The organism is Methanohalophilus sp. RSK (assembly GCF_003722075.1).
Classification (GTDB): Archaea; Halobacteriota; Methanosarcinia; order Methanosarcinales; family Methanosarcinaceae; genus Methanohalophilus.
In genome coordinates, this window is the sequence record NZ_RDSK01000018.1 from 54,140 (window position 1) to 73,862 (window position 19,723).

Annotated in this window: 19 protein-coding genes; 5 read left to right on the plus strand and 14 right to left on the minus strand. The window is 44.7% G+C overall.

Annotation, left to right across the window (positions count from 1 at the left end):
* Positions 1 to 98 precede the first annotated feature (98 nt).
* Genes hisG through hisB form a run of 3 tightly spaced genes read left to right on the plus strand, consistent with a single transcriptional unit; the run spans position 99 to position 2,299 of the window.
* The gene (hisG, locus tag EFE42_RS10220; RefSeq protein ID WP_123137137.1) at positions 99 to 953 is read left to right on the plus strand and encodes an ATP phosphoribosyltransferase; all 855 of its coding nucleotides are present in this window, start codon (positions 99 to 101) and stop codon (positions 951 to 953) included.
* A 12-nt stretch (positions 954 to 965) separates the two neighbouring features.
* On the plus strand, positions 966 to 1,718 hold the full coding sequence (gene hisA / locus EFE42_RS10225) for a 1-(5-phosphoribosyl)-5-[(5-phosphoribosylamino)methylideneamino]imidazole-4-carboxamide isomerase (RefSeq protein ID WP_123137138.1): 753 nt from the start codon (positions 966 to 968) through the stop codon (positions 1,716 to 1,718).
* Between the two features lie 2 nt (positions 1,719 to 1,720).
* Complete coding sequence (gene hisB / locus EFE42_RS10230) at positions 1,721 to 2,299, plus strand: imidazoleglycerol-phosphate dehydratase HisB (protein WP_123137139.1); 579 nt, start codon at positions 1,721 to 1,723, stop codon at positions 2,297 to 2,299.
* On the opposite strand, the gene EFE42_RS10235 is transcribed toward hisB, so the two are convergent.
* The 10 genes from EFE42_RS10235 to argC form a co-directional block, all read right to left on the minus strand.
* On the minus strand, positions 2,300 to 4,402 hold the full coding sequence (locus EFE42_RS10235; RefSeq protein ID WP_158599236.1) for an endonuclease MutS2: 2,103 nt from the start codon (positions 4,400 to 4,402) through the stop codon (positions 2,300 to 2,302).
* Between the two features lies 1 nt (position 4,403).
* Positions 4,404 to 5,258: a DUF4130 domain-containing protein gene (locus EFE42_RS10240; RefSeq protein ID WP_158599237.1), complete on the minus strand. Its 855-nt coding sequence runs from the start codon at positions 5,256 to 5,258 to the stop codon at positions 4,404 to 4,406.
* Complete coding sequence (locus EFE42_RS10245; protein ID WP_123137142.1) at positions 5,255 to 6,391, minus strand: radical SAM protein; 1,137 nt, start codon at positions 6,389 to 6,391, stop codon at positions 5,255 to 5,257. Before EFE42_RS10245 ends, EFE42_RS10240 begins: the two co-directional genes overlap by 4 nt.
* Positions 6,392 to 6,460: 69 nt before the next feature.
* Positions 6,461 to 6,976 (minus strand): helix-turn-helix transcriptional regulator, encoded by a 516-nt coding sequence (locus tag EFE42_RS10250; RefSeq protein WP_123137143.1) that lies wholly within the window; start codon positions 6,974 to 6,976, stop codon positions 6,461 to 6,463.
* 46 nt (positions 6,977 to 7,022) lie between these two features.
* Complete coding sequence (locus tag EFE42_RS10255; protein WP_123137144.1) at positions 7,023 to 7,742, minus strand: sugar phosphate isomerase/epimerase family protein; 720 nt, start codon at positions 7,740 to 7,742, stop codon at positions 7,023 to 7,025.
* Positions 7,743 to 7,878: 136 nt separating this feature from the next.
* On the minus strand, positions 7,879 to 9,201 hold the full coding sequence (locus EFE42_RS10260) for an ADP-dependent glucokinase/phosphofructokinase (RefSeq protein WP_123137145.1): 1,323 nt from the start codon (positions 9,199 to 9,201) through the stop codon (positions 7,879 to 7,881).
* Positions 9,202 to 10,677 (minus strand): ADP-specific phosphofructokinase, encoded by a 1,476-nt coding sequence (pfkC, locus tag EFE42_RS10265; RefSeq protein WP_123137146.1) that lies wholly within the window; start codon positions 10,675 to 10,677, stop codon positions 9,202 to 9,204.
* A 21-nt stretch (positions 10,678 to 10,698) separates the two neighbouring features.
* Positions 10,699 to 11,877, minus strand: coding sequence for a bifunctional ornithine acetyltransferase/N-acetylglutamate synthase (gene argJ / locus EFE42_RS10270; RefSeq protein ID WP_123137147.1), 1,179 nt, complete (start codon positions 11,875 to 11,877; stop codon positions 10,699 to 10,701).
* Positions 11,878 to 11,888: 11 nt separating this feature from the next.
* Entirely contained in the window at positions 11,889 to 12,353 is a 465-nt protein-coding gene (locus EFE42_RS10275) for a CBS domain-containing protein (protein WP_123137148.1), read from the minus strand.
* Between the two features lie 19 nt (positions 12,354 to 12,372).
* Positions 12,373 to 13,392 carry an N-acetyl-gamma-glutamyl-phosphate reductase gene (gene argC / locus EFE42_RS10280; RefSeq protein WP_123137149.1) on the minus strand — a complete coding sequence of 340 codons (1,020 nt, stop codon included), beginning with the start codon at positions 13,390 to 13,392 and terminating at the stop codon, positions 12,373 to 12,375.
* Positions 13,393 to 13,454: 62 nt separating this feature from the next.
* On the opposite strand from argC, the gene EFE42_RS10285 reads away from it, so the two are divergent.
* Complete coding sequence (locus EFE42_RS10285; RefSeq protein ID WP_123137172.1) at positions 13,455 to 13,883, plus strand: nucleoside 2-deoxyribosyltransferase; 429 nt, start codon at positions 13,455 to 13,457, stop codon at positions 13,881 to 13,883.
* Between the two features lie 5 nt (positions 13,884 to 13,888).
* Here the strand turns inward: EFE42_RS10285 and EFE42_RS10290 are convergent, their stop codons facing one another.
* The 4 genes from EFE42_RS10290 to acs all read right to left on the minus strand — a co-directional run bounded on the left by EFE42_RS10290 (position 13,889) and on the right by acs (position 18,991).
* Positions 13,889 to 14,482 (minus strand): TIGR00296 family protein, encoded by a 594-nt coding sequence (locus EFE42_RS10290; protein ID WP_123137150.1) that lies wholly within the window; start codon positions 14,480 to 14,482, stop codon positions 13,889 to 13,891.
* Positions 14,483 to 14,496: 14 nt separating this feature from the next.
* Positions 14,497 to 15,741 (minus strand): phosphoglycerate kinase, encoded by a 1,245-nt coding sequence (locus EFE42_RS10295; protein ID WP_370448690.1) that lies wholly within the window; start codon positions 15,739 to 15,741, stop codon positions 14,497 to 14,499.
* A 71-nt stretch (positions 15,742 to 15,812) separates the two neighbouring features.
* Complete coding sequence (locus EFE42_RS10300; protein WP_123137152.1) at positions 15,813 to 16,880, minus strand: phosphotransacetylase family protein; 1,068 nt, start codon at positions 16,878 to 16,880, stop codon at positions 15,813 to 15,815.
* Between the two features lie 17 nt (positions 16,881 to 16,897).
* Positions 16,898 to 18,991: an acetate--CoA ligase alpha subunit gene (gene acs, locus EFE42_RS10305; protein WP_123137153.1), complete on the minus strand. Its 2,094-nt coding sequence runs from the start codon at positions 18,989 to 18,991 to the stop codon at positions 16,898 to 16,900.
* Positions 18,992 to 19,108: 117 nt separating this feature from the next.
* Between acs and EFE42_RS10310 the strand changes: the two genes are divergently transcribed.
* Positions 19,109 to 19,675, plus strand: coding sequence for a flavodoxin family protein (locus tag EFE42_RS10310; protein ID WP_123137154.1), 567 nt, complete (start codon positions 19,109 to 19,111; stop codon positions 19,673 to 19,675).
* The last annotated feature ends 48 nt before the right edge of the window (positions 19,676 to 19,723 follow it).

The window sequence follows — 19,723 nt, forward strand, 5'->3', positions numbered from 1 at the left end:
CTAGCGGTAATAGATATCAAGGATACTTTTTCTTCATCAAACCTTTATATGCAATGAAAGTATTGGAAATGTTGACCCAGATTCCAGAGGCAACCAAGATGATACGCATTGCAATACCAAATAAAGGCAGACTCCACGACCCGACCGTGAAACTCTTCAAAGAAGCAGGTCTCCCGGTACTTGAAGGATCAAGCCGCAAACTTTTTGCAAAAACAACAGACCCGGAAATGACATTTTTATTCGCAAGAGCGGCGGATATTCCCGAATATGTGCAGGACGGAGCTGCAGACGTAGGAATTACCGGGCTGGATCTTATAGATGAAACTGATGCAGAAGTTGAAGTTATGCTGGACCTGCATTTTGGGAGGGCAAAGCTGGTACTTGCAGTCCCTGAAGACTCAGGGATTAAAAACCCTGATGAGCTGAAAAACATGCGGATTGCTACTGAATTCCCAAATATTACAGAGAAATATTTTAAAAATCATGACATACCAGTTGAAGTGATCAAAGTAAGTGGTGCCTGCGAGATGACACCCCATGTGGGAATTGCAGATGCAATTGTTGATATATCCAGTTCCGGCACAACTCTTGTGACAAACCATCTCAGGAAAATTGCAGATGTGTTCAGCTCATCTGTGTACCTGATTTCAAATGCCGAAAGTTCCCAAAGGGAAGAAAAAATCCAGCACATAAAAACAGCCCTTGAAAGCGTACTCCATGCAAAACAAAAGCGCTATCTTATGATGAATGTGCCATCGGGCAAACTGGAAACTATCAAAGATATCCTGCCCGGTCTTGCGGGCCCGACTGTCATGAAAGTAGAATCAAAGAATTCCACCCATGCAGTACATGCCGTTATTGATGCAGACCAGGTCTTTGCAATAGTCAGCGAACTGAAAAAAGCAGGTGCATCAGACATACTGGTTGTACCCATTGAAAGAATGATACCCTGAGGAGAACAAAGAATGGAATTTGAGGTCATCCCCGCTGTAGATATGAAAAACGGGAAATGTGTCCAGTTGATACAGGGACTGCCAGACCAGGAACGTATTTCCCTGGATGATCCCGAAGCAGTTGCAATTAAGTGGATCGGACAGGGAGCAAAAACCCTGCATCTGATAGATCTTGACGGGGCCATCGAAGGGAAAAGGAAGAACGCCCCGATTATAGAAAAAATCATTATGCAATGTGAAAGACAAGGAGTAGAAGTACAGGTAGGCGGTGGAATTCGCTCTTTCGAGGATGCTGCAAACCTCCTGCACATGGGGGCTAACAGGGTGATACTAAGCACCGCAGCTGTCCAAAATCCGGATCTGGTGGAAAGACTTGCCAGAGAATTCAAACCCGAAAACATTAATGTTGCCCTGGACTCAAAAAATGGTAAGGTTTCTACAAAGGGATGGACCGAGCAATCCGAATATACCGCGGTACAGCTCGGGAAAATGTTCGAAGAAAAAGGCGCAGGAAGCATCCTGTTCACCAACATCGACAAAGAAGGATTAATGGAAGGCGTGGACCCGGGGCCCACAACAGAGCTGGTAAATGAACTTACAATACCGGTGATTGCTTCAGGAGGAGTTACCACCCTGGAAGACATAATGACCCTGAAAATGACCGGTGCCTGTGGTGTTGTGGTCGGAAGTGCCCTCTATGCAGGTAATTTTACCCTTACAGAAGCAATAAATACAATCAGAGAGGAAACTTCTGGTGGAGAGTAAGTATGCCAAGAACTTCCACTGTATCCCGGACTACCAGAGAAACCAGCATCGAACTTACGATTGACATTGATGGCAAAGGGGATTCACAGATAAATACAGGCATCGGTTTTTTTGACCACATGCTGGTATGTTTTGCACGACATTCAGATTTTGACCTTACAATCGATGCTAAAGGTGATCTGGAAGTAGACGGTCATCACCTGGTAGAGGACATTGGAATCGTAATGGGACAGGCTTTTGACCGGATAATGGCAGAAAAGTCAGGAATTGCCCGTTTCGGAGAAGCAAGAATCCCAATGGATGAGGCTCTTGCCAGCGTAGTAGTGGATATAGGAGGGCGCAGCTATCTCGTGATGGATGCAACATTTGAATCCGAAAAAGTAGGGGAATTTAATACCCAGCTTGCAAGGCATTTCTTTGAATCATTCGTCTCCAATGCAAAAGTCACCCTTCATGCAACTGTATATGGTTACAATGACCACCACAAAATCGAAGCCCTTTTCAAGGCATTTGCCCAGGCAATGAAAAAAGCGACGGTTATCGAGGGTAAAGATGTCAAAAGCACAAAGGGATGCCTCTGATTAGCATCCTTTTTCGAATTTATTTTTCAGGCACCTGTAAAACTCTTTTTCAACTTCCCCCCCGCTTCTGAAAAGACGCTCCACGATTAACTCCGGAGTACTCTTTGCAATATGGTTATAAACCGGATTGCGATCAACAATCAGGTTCAATTCATTATCAAGTCCTTTTGCTTCAATTCCATCCACCCTGATGGAAGCTTCGGTGTTTTCCAGTATCTGGTCGGCAAGATGGGATACAAAAATAGCCATCGTATTGGCTTCTTCAGAAAGGGTTTCAAGAATTCCGGCTATGATTTTTGCAGACGCTCCGGGTTCGGTAATGGATTCAAGTTCATCGACAAGCACAAGTTTGGACCCCGCCCCAGCCAGAGCTGAAAATGAGCGCAAGGTTGTTTCAAATGCCCCCGCATCAAGAGTGCCCCTGGATTTGCTGAAATAATACAAACTATCAACCGGCCCGATCTTTAATTCATCTGCCGGCACAGGGAAACCCATGTGGGAAAGAATTGTACATTGAGCCACTAACTCCAGCATGGATGTTTTTCCCCCGGAGTTCACACCACTTAACAGGACTACCGGAGAAGAGGGAACTTGTGAAGGAGGCATGATCGAACCCAGGGAATAATCTATAGGTTCCACATCAACACCCTTTTCGCAAAGGAAAATATTTTTCCCATTTTTAATCCCCATACCACATTCATCTTCAAAGCCGGCAAGTTGCATCTGCAGAGAATGACCAAAACGGGCCACTGCCAAACCCACATCCAGATCAAGTAACCTCATAACAAGTTGTTTCAGGGGTTGCCTGAATCCGTGTAGCTCATATGCAATATCCCTTTTATGGGTAACTTCCCTGCGGAATATCTGCTGTTTGATCTGTTCTTTGAATTTTTGTAACTGGGACGTGTCGGCTTCTACAGGATAACAAAGTTCAGAGGGGAAAAAATAATCCACAAATAGGGATTCATTTTGCTTTAGTGAAAGGGATTCAATGAATTCTTTCCTGGCATCATTTATTATCTGGCTGAAAGATGCCGATATATTGCGTGAAAGAATATCCTTTAACTCCACCTCATCCCTGATAACACCCAACATGTCATTCCCACTGAGTGTAATACTACTTTTTTGGAGGAGATCGTTTATTTCCCGGTTGCACTGGTCTACATATCTTGTAAGTTCCGAATCCACATTGTCCAGAATATGATGTAAGCGGTCTATTTCGCCATCCCTGCCTTCAACAATATTTCCTTCAGGATTAATGGCAGCCATGAGATTGCAAAGAGCCGAAAGATCCGCATTGATTATTGAAGGTATGCCCGCTTTATCCAGTGTAATTGCAAGGTCCAATGCATTCATTATTCGCTCATGGTTGAAAGCAAAAAAAGAAATTTGTTTTTCGGGTAAAATATGCCATTCCTCAATTTCCCGGGCATTTGTTATTATTTCAGGATTCGTATCCTCTGGAAAATCATATTCCAGGAAGGGTTCTCCTATGGCAATTACATGGGGATAGCTGCGTGCAACATCTGCAAATTCCAGAGGATCTTCCACCAGCTGAACTTCAATGCTTTTACCATATTTTTCCTTTAAAGTGCTGTAATCATCAGTATTTGAAGTTACAATCACCCTATCCCTGATACGGGAAATTGGAGGAGAATTTTTCAGGGGTTTTATTCTGGAAAGACTTGCTGAAATCCTATCCATATCATCGAGCATGGAGAGATATTCCATATGGTTTTCAACCCAGTCCCGGTTTATGTCGATAAGGTCTTTCCTGCTTGAAGGATATGGGATATAGGTGTGCAACTTATCTTTTGCATAAGGGGTAGAAGCATAATTTTTGATAGAATCGATTACCCGTTCATAAATATCGACTGAATCCCGGGTTTTCAAAAAAGAGGAGATATCAAGACCATCCTGAGTAGACCTCACATCGTGTACGAGGGATATAGCATATCTTCTACCTACTCCTTCGATCTCCGATATACTGGCTACATCCCCTCTGAGAATTGCCGCCATGGCATCCTCTTCACACCCAAAATGAGATATGAAGCGCTGTGCCATCTTTTCTCCTATACGTGGAGCATCAACCAGTGACTGCATATTATTGACCACCTTGTTTCTCATTCACAAAGTCAAGTAATGTAGATGTGGGAATACCCCGCTCTACAAAATACCGATCTTTTTTAGACATTGTACTATAGCCGGAATCGCCGCGGGGCTGTAATTTTTTTGAAAGCGAATGATTTCGCCTGTTGTCTATCATCTGGCTTTTGTAGTAAATATCCCACAAATCTTCCAGACTAGCAGAATCTTCAGAAGGAATCAAATGCCGTATTGAATCTACAGATGTTCTCAGGAAGTGCTGCATCTTCAGGATTTCACCATTGCATACATAAGCAAACGTTCCATCAACAACAATTACGGCCCTATCGGGATTGCGTACTGCAAGCCACCTGCAAAGCATATCAGACACACGGTTTTTGGGAGTTATATGTGCATAAAGGACTGTTTCTCCGCAAACTGGCCGCACAAACATGCAAAGCCTATGGTAATTGTTCTTGACCTCACGCATGTACCTGTAATATTGCTTGTAATGTCTTTCTTTGCCACAATAAAGACCATCTACCTCCCCTTCACACCCATGCAATAGTCTCACAAACTCTGCAGGATTGCATTTCCTGTGCCTGAGCACCAATTCTATATAATTCAATGGAGGGGAATCAAAATTGGTTATTCTGTGCCACCCATCGAGAAAAACTCTTTTGACCAACTGCTGCTTATCAACCTTACTGTTGAATCCAACTCGAATTACTTCAACTTCCGGGTTGAACATTTTCAATTTCGTTTCCCCTTCTCCGGGATCACAGGCAAAAACCAGATCTGCCTCAGGCCTTTTCCTCAATTCCAGACAGGCCAGTAAGACACCTGTTACATTGGCCTTAAAAAGAATAATCATGTGCATCCTCCTGCAAACTGTATAAGGTTAGCCTGCCCGGAACCACCAATTTTGATAAAAGGGCGTGCACTACCTATAACAACACCCATACGTGCAAGTTCATCCTCCCCATAAATTGGCCTGGATCTCAGGATACGGGAAGCACTTATGGGCCCTATACCCGGCACCCTCAGCAGAGCAGGATAGTCGGCACTGTTTATTTCTACCGGAAACATTTCCGGGTTGACCCGGGCAAGTTCAAGTTTTGGATCCTCGTTCAAAAGGAAACCATCGTCATTATAGATTTGATCAATATGCCCGAAATCCAGGCCATAATCCTTCAAAAGATAGGATACCTGATAGAGCCTCTGTTCCCTCCATTTCGGAGAAGTTGAACCATTCTCAAGCGGCGTATCAGGAACCGGGTCAAAACTCATAAAATAGGGTCTGCGTAACTGGTATTTTTCCATGAAATCATGCACGGTATTCACAATATCCCTGTCAGGTTCGTCAAGGGCACCTACCACAAACTGGGTATCGTTGGCACCTATAATCTTACGATCATATCTGTGCAGTTTCCTTTGTTTCTTTATCAATCTGCAGGTCCAGTTCAGACGCTGAAGGACATCATTCTTGTAATCAAAATTGGGACAGATTTCCGAATAGTTCACAGAACCTGTTGTTTCTGCATTTACCCCGAATTTGTTAGCAACCCCGGCTACCTCCTGAAGCAAATGGAAAGGTGTACCGGGCATGAGCCGAAGGTGGATATAACCCTTAAACCCCTGATTTCTCAAGAGCCGGGCCACATGAAGTTGTTTTTCGGTTGTTGTTTCAGGATCCCCGATAATACCGGAGGAAAGGAACAGGCCTTCAATCGCATTTTTCCTGTAAAAATCCCAGGTAATCTTCACAATTTCTTCCGGGGACAGGGAAACCCTGCGCACATCCCTATGACAGCGATTCGGACAATAGGTACATTCCCCGGCACAGTAGTTGGTCAGCAATGTCTTGTATAATTGTATACAGCGCCCGTCAGGCCCGAAAGCGTGGCATACTGCACTCTGGTTACAGCTGTCATACTTTGTACCCGAGGAAAGGTATCGCATCCTCTCATGCAAAGTGAAATGATAGCCGTCTGAAGGAATACTCATTACATGTAACTAAGTTCATCGCCTATATAAGAGACAAGAAAGTGGATTGAAAGTATTCGTTGGGCACCTTCATTCCCTGACATGGATATCAAGCCGAATCCGCGTGATAGGTTCCAGCTTTTTCCAGTCCACGATTGTATCATCTTCCAGCACGCAGTCATTCACGTTTTTATCCCCGAACTGGCCACCAATCTCATAGACAAAAAGGCCTTCCTCCCCATCAGTAGAAACAATCATTTCCCTATCTCCTTTTTTCCTGACATCGATATCTGCCACATTGCGCAGGGCTTCCATAAGGGAAGCACCTTTCTCGATTTCAACTTTTCTTGTGGGAGCAAACGAATCAACGGCCAGATGAATATTTTTCCTGTTGGGTTTTAATACATGGGATTTGCCGAAAATATGCCTCTCAAGAAGTTCGGATTCTTCAAGTACCTTTACATGCTTGGAAATTACCGATACTGAAATATCCAGTTCCCGGGCAATTTCAGATATATGCATTTCTTTGCTGCTTAAGAGTTCCAGTATTTTAATCCGGGTTTCACTGCCAAGTGCATGAAATATCCTGCATCCTATAGAACTCATATGCAAGTCAAGTGAATTGTAAATATATAAATTTAACTGGATTTAGTCATTTAATACCCATATTTTGCAGAACAGAAAGACTTTGAAGAGCAGCCTCAGGTGATTTATTCTCGATTATCTTAATGGAATCGTTTTGGTGGAGTAATCCCCCTATGGCCGAAAAATCAATGTTGCCTTCACCAAGAGGTAAATGTTCATCGTTATCCCCGTGGTTATCATGAATATGAAAATGGGAAATCTCACGTTCAAGAAAAGCCTCCAGATTGCCCATTGTATTGGCATGACCAATATCCAGCACAAAATCATTTGTCCCAATCTCAAAATCCGGTTTCCTGAACAGGAAACATTCCCATTTGGGCATATTTTCCACACATATCCGCACACCGGCATCCTCACCAATCCTTTCCAGTACAGGCAACGATTTTTGGAATGCATTAAATGCAAAATCCCTATCATGAGCAAAGGGGAAATAACCGGGATGGACCACCATGGCTTCAGCATCAATTTCATTACAAATATCTGCCATGTCTTCCACAAGTTGAAGAGCTGCATTCCTTATAGGCTCACGAATACTTGCAAGATTGAGGTCCGTACTGGGAGCATGAACCGTGTATTTCAGGTCATAGGAAAAAGCTATTTCATTCTGCCTGAAGAGATCATGTTTTCCTTCGGAAAAGATTTCTGCACAATTGGCAATGTGTTCAATATTTTGTAAAGCTTCACCAAGAGATAAGTCGTGATAAGCAAACGAAGAGATACCGATCATAAGAAAAAAACTCCTGAGTTACAAATATGAACCCTAATTATTTTAACTTATGGCAAGTGTACTTGAGACTATATTAAGATTAACTCGAATCCAATAAAATCAATAAAAACAGCAAAATAAATGGATAAATTAAAATTTAGGATTTGTTGCGTAATTCAAGCAAGCGCAGGAAAGAAGAGGCAGTAAATGTATCTCCCAATCCAACTGTCACTGCCGGCTCATTGACCACAAGTGTGGGAATTGCACAAAAATAATACTCATTGAAGATGCCATAGATTCCAAAACCGTACTCTTGGGCTCCAGTAATAGACTTTATTCTCTTGACCTGCAGGCTACCATATTCACTGCGCTTGAATTGGCTGCACCTTTCCTCCAGTTTGGACCTGTCCGGCGATAATCCTGAAGAAGCAAAGTATGCCGCACACTTCAAACCAAAATCAATAGCATCTATTTTCTGCTCATCCATGTTATCTGAAGCAGAGAGGCAAAAGACAAAATCCCTGGTATGGACAACAAGGGCTCTGGCCAAACTATTTTTAATGCAATTGTGGGCCGCTTGAAACATTGCGGAAATATCCATTTCATGTATGCCTTCAATCCCAAACCCCATCTTCTGCGCCAGGGTTGCAAGTTCATCTTCATTCAAACCCATTGAATCAACCCTTCCTGCAAGTTTAAGGAAAACATGCTTGGCTATATCCGATGTCGCAAAATGACCCAACTCAGCATGAATGAAAAACCCCGCCATCGAATTCCATTCATCGATCTGTGCAAGGACAGGGGACAACTTTTCTTCGAAAGAAGAACCATCCGGATAAGAGGGTTGGAGCATATGAAAACCGGATACAATTGCACCATCCATTTCCCCAATATGTGCGGTTGCATATTGCTTGAAGAAGGAAGAAATAGTCATTTGAGGGTTGAATTCATCTAATGTTGCAATGAACCTGTTCTCCCGGAATACAGTTATCCTGCGGCCGCATAAGTCGAAACTATCTCCCTGACGGAAATCAAAAACAAAATGTATCGGCTCCTCATCTCCACTCTGGCTTTCTAGTTTTGGAGGGAGCACCATTCCCCTTTTTGAAAAAAGAGCCTCCTGTGTCCCGGAAAGATAAACAACATTGGGGACAATCATATCCACATTGAGCCCGGAGAGGACATTGGCCATTATTCCCATATTTCCCCCTATCCTTATCTCTGCCTCTTCAAAAAAACGTTTTTTGAGATAATCAAGAACATCCCGGGAATAAATGAACCATTCTGCACCCCTGCCGTATTCCATACAATGGATAAGGCCGGCAAGGAAATCTTCGAGGGAATTGATGGTATGCGGTTGGTTTTCAATCTTCATCAGCAGTTCATTTTTATCCACCTCACCAAGGATGGATTCCACCTCCCTGCCGGTTATCATGCAAACTGCATCGATATTAGCGTTGTAACCGCAAAGGATATTCATTCAATCCTCCCGCAACCTGCACATACCTGCCAGCACAGCTGCAAAGGCACTTGCTGAAATCGTGTCTCCTATACCTACCGTATCAACGGGATGATCCACCACCCTGGCCGGAATTATCAATATATCATGATTGCGGGTGCAGATACAACCTTTTTCAAAATCTTCCAGATTACATTTTCCCTGCCTGACAAGATAGGTACCCAGTTTTTCAATTTGGTCCATTCCCTGTGTGGATATAGGTACATCAAGACCTGCTTTTATGTCCTCAAAACTTTTTATCCCGCCCTGAAGGGCCCTGGAAGCGGCTGTAGTGGATGCAAAAAGCAGGGAATCAAGATGTTGTTCAACATCAATAGGACAATCTTTGGAAACAACACAGAGATAAAAACCCAAAGAGTGTACATGAATCCTCTGCAACCTGAGCTCATGAAGCAGCCGGACAGCTCCTTCATAAAGGGCTACTATAGCATCTTCTTCTTTTTTGATTACCGAATATGCAAGTTCTTCATAACCTAAAACATTCAATGCATTGGCAACTTCCACAGTATCAAGACCCAGTGATTGGACATGATTGTGCACAATATCATTCAGAATTGCCGAGCGGATAAATTTATTCTGTATGGAAGTGAATTCCACATGTATGCAAATTTCAGGATTGGCCTTTTTCAACTGGCCTATTGCCCCTACCGCCCGTTCTACATAATCCCTGTAAGTTTTGCCATCCTCATATTCTTCTTTTATCATCTGGTAACCGGCAAGAATTGCCCCATCAACGGTTTTACCCATATCGGGGAGATGCTCATATACCTCATCAGACATATCAATACGGATCCAGGGCGGACGTGATGAAATGATCAGGCGGTTATTACGAGGAACTATTATCCGGTCCTCGGCATATTTAACAGAGAGGCCTTTATTGAATTCAATAATCCAGTTGACCTTGGCTTTATAATCGGGATTACAGGCCTTTGCAGGAGGAAGCAATTCCATCCTGCCCTCCCTGACAAAAGGATGTAAAAGATTCGGCGAGGATACAAAGTAATCCGCCTGCTCGGGGGAAAGCCAGGGGATATAAGCAATTACTTTATTCAGGTCCATGTTGGCAAGCAGATTGGATATTATCCCGGCCTGCCCTCCCATCCTGGCTTCATCAAAAACAAGATTATCGGTCAACCATTCATGGATATCAGTTGAATATGTGGGAATTTCCGCAGCTTTACCGTCCTTCATTGCAATCAGGAGTCGTGCAAGGAAATCTACAGGAGAATCTATCTGTCGGGGATAGGAAAAGATTCGCTGCTGGACAGTATCCACATCCACTTTCCTCAGCAGGTTTTCCACATCCCCGGGACCAATGTGCTTGATGGCGTCCACATTACTGTTATAGGCAACAAATATTCCGTTTACACAGGGAATATTTCGTGCAACCGACTCATAACTCTCAATGTATCTCTTATCCCACTCAGATATATCCATTAGAATTCCCCTGAAACAATATCATGTAGTATATTCCGCATTAATACGCACATAATCATAGGTAAGATCACAACCCCAGGCAACTGCAGAAGCTTCACCAAGTGAAAGATCCACTGAAATTATGACGGTATCACTTTCCATTATGGATTTTAGTTGTTTGTTGGCAGAAGTATCCGCCACCTGACCGTGATCTACCAGAGTAACTGCATTTTTCCCATCCGAAAATTCCAGGGAAATCTTATCCTGATCAAGAGAGGCACCTGAATATCCAGCTGCGGCAACAACCCTGCCCCAGTTGGGATCATGCCCGTATATCGCAGATTTTACAAGAGGTGACCGTACAATGGTTTTGGCAACCTTGCGTGCATCAGCCAGGTCAGAGGCACCTTTAACCTGTACTTCGATAAGTTTGGTAGCACCCTCCCCGTCGCGGGCAATTTTCTTTGCAAGTTCCACAAGGATATAATCAAGTCCTCTCTGGAAATTTGCTACATCAGGAGCTATTGAAGAAGCACCTGTTGCGGTTAACAAAGCCATGTCATTGGTACTGGTATCACCATCGACTACCATCATGTTGAAACTGGAATCGTTGGCTTTTACAAGGCATTCTTTCAGTGTATCGGCAGAAAGAATAGCATCAGTATAAATAAAAGCAAGCATTGTCCCCATGTTGGGCTCGATCATACCGGAACCCTTGGCAATACCCCCTATACGTACACCACATTCCAGTTCTACAGCCACTTCCTTTTCCATCAGGTCAGTGGTCATGATGGCTTTTGTAGCATTGCGACAGCCCGGGGGATCTGCAGAAAGCGCCCCATAAACTTCATCGAGATGGTCTTTTATCCAACCTACATCCAGAAAACGGCCAATCACACCGGTGGATGCAACTGCAATGTGGGACTCCGGAACTCCCAGCTTATCAGCAGCAAGCCTTGCCATCTCACGGACATCGGCCATTCCCTGTTCACCGGTGAAGGCATTGGCATTTCCACTGTTTACAATTGTGCCTGCAACATATTTATGATTTTCAAGGTTGTCCCTGGTAAGCACCACCGGAGCCGCTACAACCTTATTGCGTGTAAAAACACCTGCGCAGGGACCTGCAGCTTCAATCAGTGCAAGGCCCATGTAATCATCCTTCAAACCGGCAGCATGAACCCCGCGTACTGCACATATACCACCGTCAATTGCTCTCATGACCGCAAACCTCACAGACTACCCAGACCCCTGATGATATCTCCCCTGGTTATGATGCCTGCAATTACACCGTTATCAACTACGGGCAGGCGGTTTATCTTGTGTCTGGACATCAGGTGGGAAGCATCCTCAATTGAATCTTCAGGAGATACAGTAAATACACCGGTGCGCATTATTTTGCTAACCGGCATTGAGCCTACATCCGACAGCATTTTTTTGGTATCTTCCCAGCTGATAAATTCCCGGATAGGAATTTCTATCACCTCAAAGGGACTGGGGAGCCAGAAATCACCATGTTCGGGAGATTCCAGCAAAGCCAGCAAATCAACCTCTGAAAGTATACCTACAATCTTGCCATTGTCCACTACAGGCATACCACTTATGTCATTATCCTTCAACGACCTGGCAGCATCGCTCACTTTGTCTTCGGGACTGCAATAAATCACATCACTGTTCATAATTTCTTTTACAAGCATAAATCCACCTCCAAATATATCAGGGCGCAAGCCCTGCGTTCCATAGACCATCGGTTTCCTTGAAACCACACATGAGATTCATATTCTGTATAGCCTGTCCTGAAGCTCCTTTTACGAGATTGTCAATTGCCGAGATAACTACAAGCCTGTTACTGTTTGCGTCAATCTCAAAACCAATATCACAGAAATTGGAACCACGTACATTACCCAGCGCAGGTATATCATCTACCAGCCTTACAAAGGGACAGTCTGAGTAAAAAGAATCGTATAACTGTCGGATATCTTCTTTTGAACACTCTTCATTAAGAAAGAGGTGAGCTGTAGTTAATATCCCGCGGATGGCAGGGATTATGTGGGGAGTGAAATTAACACTATCAAGGCCGCCAAGGCCATTCAATTCCTGCCAGATCTCCGCCCGGTGGCGATGGGTTGTGAGTTTATAGGGCTGGATGTTTTCCGCCATGTTGGGGTAATGGGATGCCTGGCTTGGATTCACACCGGCACCTGTTATGCCGGATTTGGAATCAAAAACCGCAATATCTCCAAGCCCTGCATTAACAACAGGAGCAGCCGCCAGGGTAGCGCCTGTGGGATAACAACCCGGATTGGCAACAAAAGTTTCTCCCTTTACCTCGGGATGCAGTTCCACCAACCCATATGCTGCCTTGCGGGGGTCACGATGTTTAAGGCCGTAGACCTTTTCAAATTCGTCCACACCCAGACGGTAATCCGCACTCAAATCCACAATACGCAGGCCACTGTCAATAAGTTGAGGTACAATATCCATCGCACTGCCATGAGGTACCGCCAGGAATACCACGTCACACCTCTGCCTTACAGCAACCGGATCAAGGTCTTCAAATTCAAGATCTGTCATACCTGCCAGATGGGCATGTTTTTTGGATACATTTTGTCCGGCAAGTTTTCTTGAAGTTGCCATTTCAAGATTTACATGAGGATGATTGAGAAGAAGGCGCATCAATTCTCCCCCCGTATAGCCGGAGGCACCGATTATGCCTGCATTAACCTTATCTTTCATGCCTTAGTGTTATGTTTTACCACTAATTAAAGTTATTACCATACAGGCAGGCAATGGATACAATGAATTACAAAAAAATATACCTGGCAGGCCCTCTTTTTTCCGAGGCTGAGAAGATTTTCAATGAACAACTCACACAGAGAATCGAAAGTACAGGATATGACGTGTTCCTGCCACAGAGGGATTCAACGGACACGAAAAGTATGCGCAAGGAACAGGATTCTGCAGAATTGTTCCGGAAAAATTCAGAAGCTATAGATAGAGCCGATCTTGTAATTGCTATACTGGATGGAGGCAGCGATGTGGATTCCGGTACCGCCTGGGAAATCGGCTATGCTTATGCTAAAAACATGCCGGTAATCGGGCTGAGAACGGATTTCCGCACACTTGGAATCGAAGGTACGGTCAACCTGATGATAGAAAAAACCCTAATTAAACTCGTGTATTCAACCGATAAACTGCTTACAGAACTTGAAAATATGAAAAGATAAGCAGTTTAGAACTGCTTTTCTACAACTTGTCCCTCAGGGGATTCTTCAGAAAAAACCTGTCCTTCAAACCAGTACACTTCGGCACCTGTTAACCATGCGTCCGGTGCAAGGCCGGCTTTTATGCAGGTGTGATTCAAAAAGTCCACAGCATTAAATCCCTGCTCAGGGGCCACCTGTGGCAGGAGTAAACCCTGATAGAAACCCTGTTTGACTATAAGCCCATGCCTGCCTATCTCTATAAGACCGGGCAAATCTTCAGGAGCCGCATCAATCTTTTCAGGCGGGGTCAGGACGGTAACTTCGACCGTGATTACAGACATCTCCTGAAACTTTACAGGAGGAAAACGCGGATCCCTTGTTGATGCTGAGATGGCAGAATCAACAATGGCATCCTTCAGGGATGAATCTGGATAGGGATGACCTATACAGCCTCTCAGATCCCCTTCCATGGAGAGGGTTACGAAAACGCCGCGCTCCTCTTCAAAGACCGGAGAGAGGGACATAGAATCCGGATCCAGCTTAGTACCGCTCTCAAGAAATTCAGTGATCGTATTGCGGGCAAGGTTTACCGCCATCTTGCCTTCATCCAGGCCAAGCATAATATTACCTCCACTCAATCGTATTTTGATATTAGGACAGCAGCTTTTTTAAGGGCTTCGATTGCCGGCAGAGGAGTGCCTGCAAGATAGTCGATGCATGAGCCGCCTCCTGTACTTATATGGGAAAAACTATGATCGAACCCCATATTCCGCACCTCGGCAGAAATATGGCCGCCTCCTGCAATGGAATAATCGGCTTCTGTGGCAGCTTTTACAATTTCATAGGTCCCCAGTTCAAATCCATCCTGTTCGGAAACCCCCGCGGGTCCATTGAGAATCACAGTGCCTGCCTGACTGATTTCCCTGGAATAAGCAACAATCGTTTCAATTCCTATATCATTGATTGGAAGTATTGAGTCCCCAACTTCTTCGACAGATACTTCGATCCTGCTGCCGTTATCATTCAATGCTACATCTACGGGTAAACCCACTTTTCCGTCAAAATCGTCAATAATTTGCTTTGCCCTGTCTATCTGCTCAAGGTAGCCCTGGGATTCAATGAAATCCTTATTTGCTTTCCCGATATCAAAACCTGATGCAGCCAGCATTACATTTGCAACAACACCTGTCACAAGTACGCGGTCAGCGCCACCATTTGAAAGCACATTTTCAGCAACCATAAGGGAATCGTCAACCTTGGCACCACCCAGTACAAAAATACAGGGTCTACCCCCGCCTTTAATTCCCCTGTCCAGAGAGATAATCTCTTTTTCCATTAAACGGCCTGCACCACAGGGAAGGAGAGGTGTAAAGCCCATTAAAGAAAGATGAGAACGATGGGATACTGCAAAAGCATCATTCAAAAAGATGTCAGCAAGGGGAGCCAGATTTTTCACCATATGTGTGCTTGCATGCTCTTTGGCAGATCGTGAAATGGTTTCCTCAGAATAGAAACGTACATTTTCAAGCAAAAGCACGTCCCCTTTTTCCATCGCTGCAATCCTTGAACGGGCATGGGAGCCGAAAATATCATCTACATATTCCACTTCCCTGCCCAGATAGTGACTTAGTCTTTCTGCGTGAAGCTGCATAGTTGTGAAATCACTTTTTCCCGCCCTGCTTTGATGGGCAAGCAATACTACCCGTGAATCTTCAAGATCCTGTATTGTGGGAATGTGGCTGCTTATCCTCAGGTCATCCAGAATACTGCCCTCGGGGTCCATCGGGGTATTGATATCAACTCGCACCAGAATTGTTTTGTCGTCAACATCAAAATCATCAATAGTGAAATAATCCTTGTCCTGCACGGTATCCATCACCAGTCAACCTTTCCATTAACATAGGCTACTTCAGCCAAACCCCTATATACATATCCATATTATATATGTTCTTATAAACCTGCTGAATCCAGTATAGAGTCAACATCCACATTCTCTTCAATCAGTCTGACGATTGTTTCAATCTTGGTCTTCTGCTGAATCCGGGCATGTCCGATTAAATTCTCCATTCTTTCTATCGTGGAAAGAGTATCTCCTCTCACAAGTACAACAACCACGCCTGCTTCATCAGCACTTCCAAGTACAGCTTCGCTGGGCCGGAGATTGCCCGTCAGGATCAATGCCCTTGCCCCGGCTTCTATAGCCGCCATCTGTATATCAGCACGGTCCCCTCCTGTCACTACTACATTGTTTGGAGAGCGCCGGAAATACTTGATCGCCGAATTAATCTCCATAGCACCCACAAGATAATGTTCAACAAGCTTGTCCATTTCCTGTCTACCTGTCAGGACATCTCCTCTCAAATCTTCCACAATTTCTGCTATAGAAACCGCTCCAAGAGTATGATCGCGGGGAATTACACCAAATACCTTCACCCCTTTCTTTTCAAGGAAGGGTACAACCATATCCCTTACAATTCCTGATTTGTCTTCTTCCACTTCATTGAGAATGATACCTGAAAGCATATTCCTGTCATCTATCAATTCAATGTCACAGAGAATCCGGTCCACTGCACTGACCGAATCAAAACGGGTAATCAGCAGGATCTTACTATCCAGTATGGAAGCTACCTGAGGATCTGACAAATTGTACATGGCACCACTTCCGATACCTCCTTCCCCCTCTATGATCACCATATCTTTATCCCTGGAAACTTCCGAATAAGCCTGTTTCAGGGTTTCGTCCAGATGTTTTTCCACCCCCAGCAGAGCATCATTGGTAAGATTCTCGGTAAGCATAATTGGAGTGATGCAACTGCGCGGGGTCTCAAGAGACAGCAGATCCCGCATTTGTTCTGCATCCTCATCGGAGAGAACACCATCCACATCAACCAGCAGGTTACCCACCGGTTTCATGTAGCCCACACTTTTTCCACGCTCTTTAAGAATCAAGCCAAGGCCACTGCATATCGAACTTTTACCGGAATAATTTTCAGAAGAACTTACAAGTATTGAAGCCATACTAACCCTCCCTGATATCAATTTGATTCTTTCAATGTAAGACGCATATCCATAGCAAAACAACCTTCATCTTCTGGAAGGACCATTAACGGATTTATTTCAAACTCAAGGACCTGCGGGAAATCTTCCACAAGCCTGGAAACACGCACGAGGACATCCGCCACCGCATCCACATCATATGCTTTTTCTCCCCTTACACCTGTAAGTAAAGGATAGGAACGGATGGAAGAAATCATTGAGTGAGCATCCTTTTCATTGAGTGGGGCAAGCCTGAAAGACACATCTTTAAGGATCTCTACATATGTTCCCCCCAGACCAAACATAAGAAGCGGGCCGAACTGGACATCCCTGTTCATGCCTATTATCACTTCCCGGCCACCTTCAATCATTCTCTGTAATTGCACACCTGTAATTCGTGCAGAAGGCATGTAGCGGCCTACATCCGACATCATTGTATGATAGGCACGCCTGACATCATCTTTATTCATCAGTGAAAGCCGGATACCTCCGACATCGGTCTTATGTGAAATGTCAGGAGACAGGACTTTCATAACTACAGGGTAACCAATCCTTTCGCTTTCCTCCACCGCTTCTTCCACAGTGGAAGCCTTCCCGATTTCCACAACAGGAATACCATAGGCTTTCAGAAGATCAAATGATTCAAGCCCCAGGATTTTTTTATCCTTTGCTGCTGCTTCATCGAGCAGTTCTGATGCCGTTTTCCTGTCCGAATGAACCGGTTTGGGCAAAGGATAAACCATGTTTCGCCTTTTTCCGTAATCACACAGGGCACCCATACTGGCCACTGCTCTTTCGGGGAAGGTGTAATTGGGCACTCCCCCCGCTACAAGAATGGAATTGCCTTCCATGATCCGTGTACCCCCTACAAAACTGCAAAGTACCGGTTTATCAGAATTTTCCATTTTTTGGATTACGACCTTTGCAATGCTTGCCACATCAGTCATGGCCTGGGGAGAAGTCAACAGGATGACCCCATCCACATTTGGATCTTTTAACACAATTTCAAGGGCATCACCGTAGAGTTTTGCACTTGCATCCCCCAGTACATCCACAGGATTGTAGAAACTGGCAGCACCCGGCAGGAACTTACGTAGCCCTTCAATTGTTTCAGTAGATAACGAAGCCAGTTCCAGACCTTCATAATAACATGCGTCTGCCGTGAGAATACCCAGGCCACCTGCGTTTGTAAGTATTGCAATTCGTCTGCCTGCAGGGATTGGCTGGGTCGAAAAAGCCCTTATGTAATCCAGCATGTCTTCCAGCGTATCCGCACGTATCACACCGGCTTTATCAAAAGCGGCGTTATAGGCCTGGTCAGAGCCGGCAAGAGTACCTGTATGGGATGATACTGCCCGGGAACCGGCAGCTGTACGGCCTGATTTGACCAAAACCACGGGTTTTTTCCTGGAAACATCCCTGGCAAATTCAATGAATTGTGCCCCGTTTTTGATACCTTCCAGATAGGCTGCAATAACCGAGGTTGACGGATCGTCCCGGAATTCTGTCAGGAATTCGTTTTCCCCTAGATCAGCCTTATTTCCAAGGCTTACGAATTTGGAAAACCCCATTCCATTGGCTTCTGCCCAATCAAGGGTGGAAGTACATATGGCACCGGACTGGGACATCATTGCAATATTGCCCTCATATGCCATCGATGCGGCAAAAGAGGCGTTCAGACCTGCAACCGGATCCATAATTCCCAGACAGTTGGGACCTACCATGTGAATTCCGTATTCCTTACAAATCTCCAGGGACCTGCGTTCAAGTTTAGCTCCCTCAACACCTGCCTCCTTGAAACCCGCAGAGATTACCACCACGTACTTCACCCCTGCCCTGCCGCATTCTTCCAGCATAGGAGGCACAACTTTTGCAGGTACAACTACAACAGCAAGATCCACGTCATCGGCCACATCAAGAATGGAAGCATAGCATGTAAGGTCCTCAATCTTTTCCTCGCCGGGATTGACAGGGTAGATATTTCCTCTGAAATCCTTTACCAGGTTGGAAAGGACAGCATTTCCCACTTTACCCTTTTTCCTTGACGCCCCGATCACAGCCACTGAATCAGGATTAAAAAGTCTGGATAACATGATTATTCCCGGCTCCCTCTTTACAATAAGGAGAAGGGCCTATGATTAATAAATTTATACCAAAGTCACCCAAAAGCTAATATTAACATAAACCTATACGGACGGTCAGGTGATCTTATGAAAATTCTGGGCATATCAGGCAGTCCTAAAAAGAACGGAAACAGTGAACAGATGATAAACAGGGTCCTCACCATGGCTGAAAAAAGAGGATTTACCCCTGAGAAGGTATTCCTCTCAGAGATGGAAGTCAAACCCTGTATTGCATGCGGCAATTGCAGGGAAAGCGAGGAATGTCCCATCAATGACGATATGGAAAAGATCTATCCAGAACTGGATGAAGCGGATGCAATTATCGTGGCTTCCCCGGTCTATTTCGGAAGTCCCACTGCCCAGTTGAAGGCCCTCTTTGACAGAAGCGTCCTGCTCAGGAGACATAATTTCAAGCTCAGCAATAAGATTGGTGCAGGTATTGCTATTGGTGGCTCCAGAAATGGAGGACAGGAAAAGACCATACAGGTGATCCAGGACTGGATGCATATTCATGGAATGGTTGTTGTGGGAGATGGCGGACATTTCGGCGGCATTGTCAAGAAGCCATTCCGCGAGGATGAGACAGGCACCAAGACGCTGGACGATACTATTGAAAAGGTGTGTGACTTACTCGAAATGATGAAGAAAACATAAATGAGGACTCATTCCCTCATTACTCTCTTATTTATGAAGGCGACCTTT

Coding starts and splice junctions, on each gene's coding strand:
- hisG (WP_123137137.1), top strand. CDS start 99: ATGATACGCATTGCAATACCAAATAAAGGCAGACTCCACGACCCGACC.
- hisA (WP_123137138.1), top strand. CDS start 966: ATGGAATTTGAGGTCATCCCCGCTGTAGATATGAAAAACGGGAAATGT.
- hisB (WP_123137139.1), top strand. CDS start 1,721: ATGCCAAGAACTTCCACTGTATCCCGGACTACCAGAGAAACCAGCATC.
- EFE42_RS10235 (WP_158599236.1), bottom strand. CDS start 4,402: ATGCAGTCACTGGTTGATGCTCCACGTATAGGAGAAAAGATGGCACAG.
- EFE42_RS10240 (WP_158599237.1), bottom strand. CDS start 5,258: ATGATTATTCTTTTTAAGGCCAATGTAACAGGTGTCTTACTGGCCTGT.
- EFE42_RS10245 (WP_123137142.1), bottom strand. CDS start 6,391: ATGAGTATTCCTTCAGACGGCTATCATTTCACTTTGCATGAGAGGATG.
- EFE42_RS10250 (WP_123137143.1), bottom strand. CDS start 6,976: ATGAGTTCTATAGGATGCAGGATATTTCATGCACTTGGCAGTGAAACC.
- EFE42_RS10255 (WP_123137144.1), bottom strand. CDS start 7,742: ATGATCGGTATCTCTTCGTTTGCTTATCACGACTTATCTCTTGGTGAA.
- EFE42_RS10260 (WP_123137145.1), bottom strand. CDS start 9,201: ATGAATATCCTTTGCGGTTACAACGCTAATATCGATGCAGTTTGCATG.
- pfkC (WP_123137146.1), bottom strand. CDS start 10,677: ATGGATATATCTGAGTGGGATAAGAGATACATTGAGAGTTATGAGTCG.
- argJ (WP_123137147.1), bottom strand. CDS start 11,877: ATGAGAGCAATTGACGGTGGTATATGTGCAGTACGCGGGGTTCATGCT.
- EFE42_RS10275 (WP_123137148.1), bottom strand. CDS start 12,353: ATGCTTGTAAAAGAAATTATGAACAGTGATGTGATTTATTGCAGTCCC.
- argC (WP_123137149.1), bottom strand. CDS start 13,392: ATGAAAGATAAGGTTAATGCAGGCATAATCGGTGCCTCCGGCTATACG.
- EFE42_RS10285 (WP_123137172.1), top strand. CDS start 13,455: ATGAATTACAAAAAAATATACCTGGCAGGCCCTCTTTTTTCCGAGGCT.
- EFE42_RS10290 (WP_123137150.1), bottom strand. CDS start 14,482: ATGCTTGGCCTGGATGAAGGCAAGATGGCGGTAAACCTTGCCCGCAAT.
- EFE42_RS10300 (WP_123137152.1), bottom strand. CDS start 16,880: ATGGCTTCAATACTTGTAAGTTCTTCTGAAAATTATTCCGGTAAAAGT.
- acs (WP_123137153.1), bottom strand. CDS start 18,991: ATGTTATCCAGACTTTTTAATCCTGATTCAGTGGCTGTGATCGGGGCG.
- EFE42_RS10310 (WP_123137154.1), top strand. CDS start 19,109: ATGAAAATTCTGGGCATATCAGGCAGTCCTAAAAAGAACGGAAACAGT.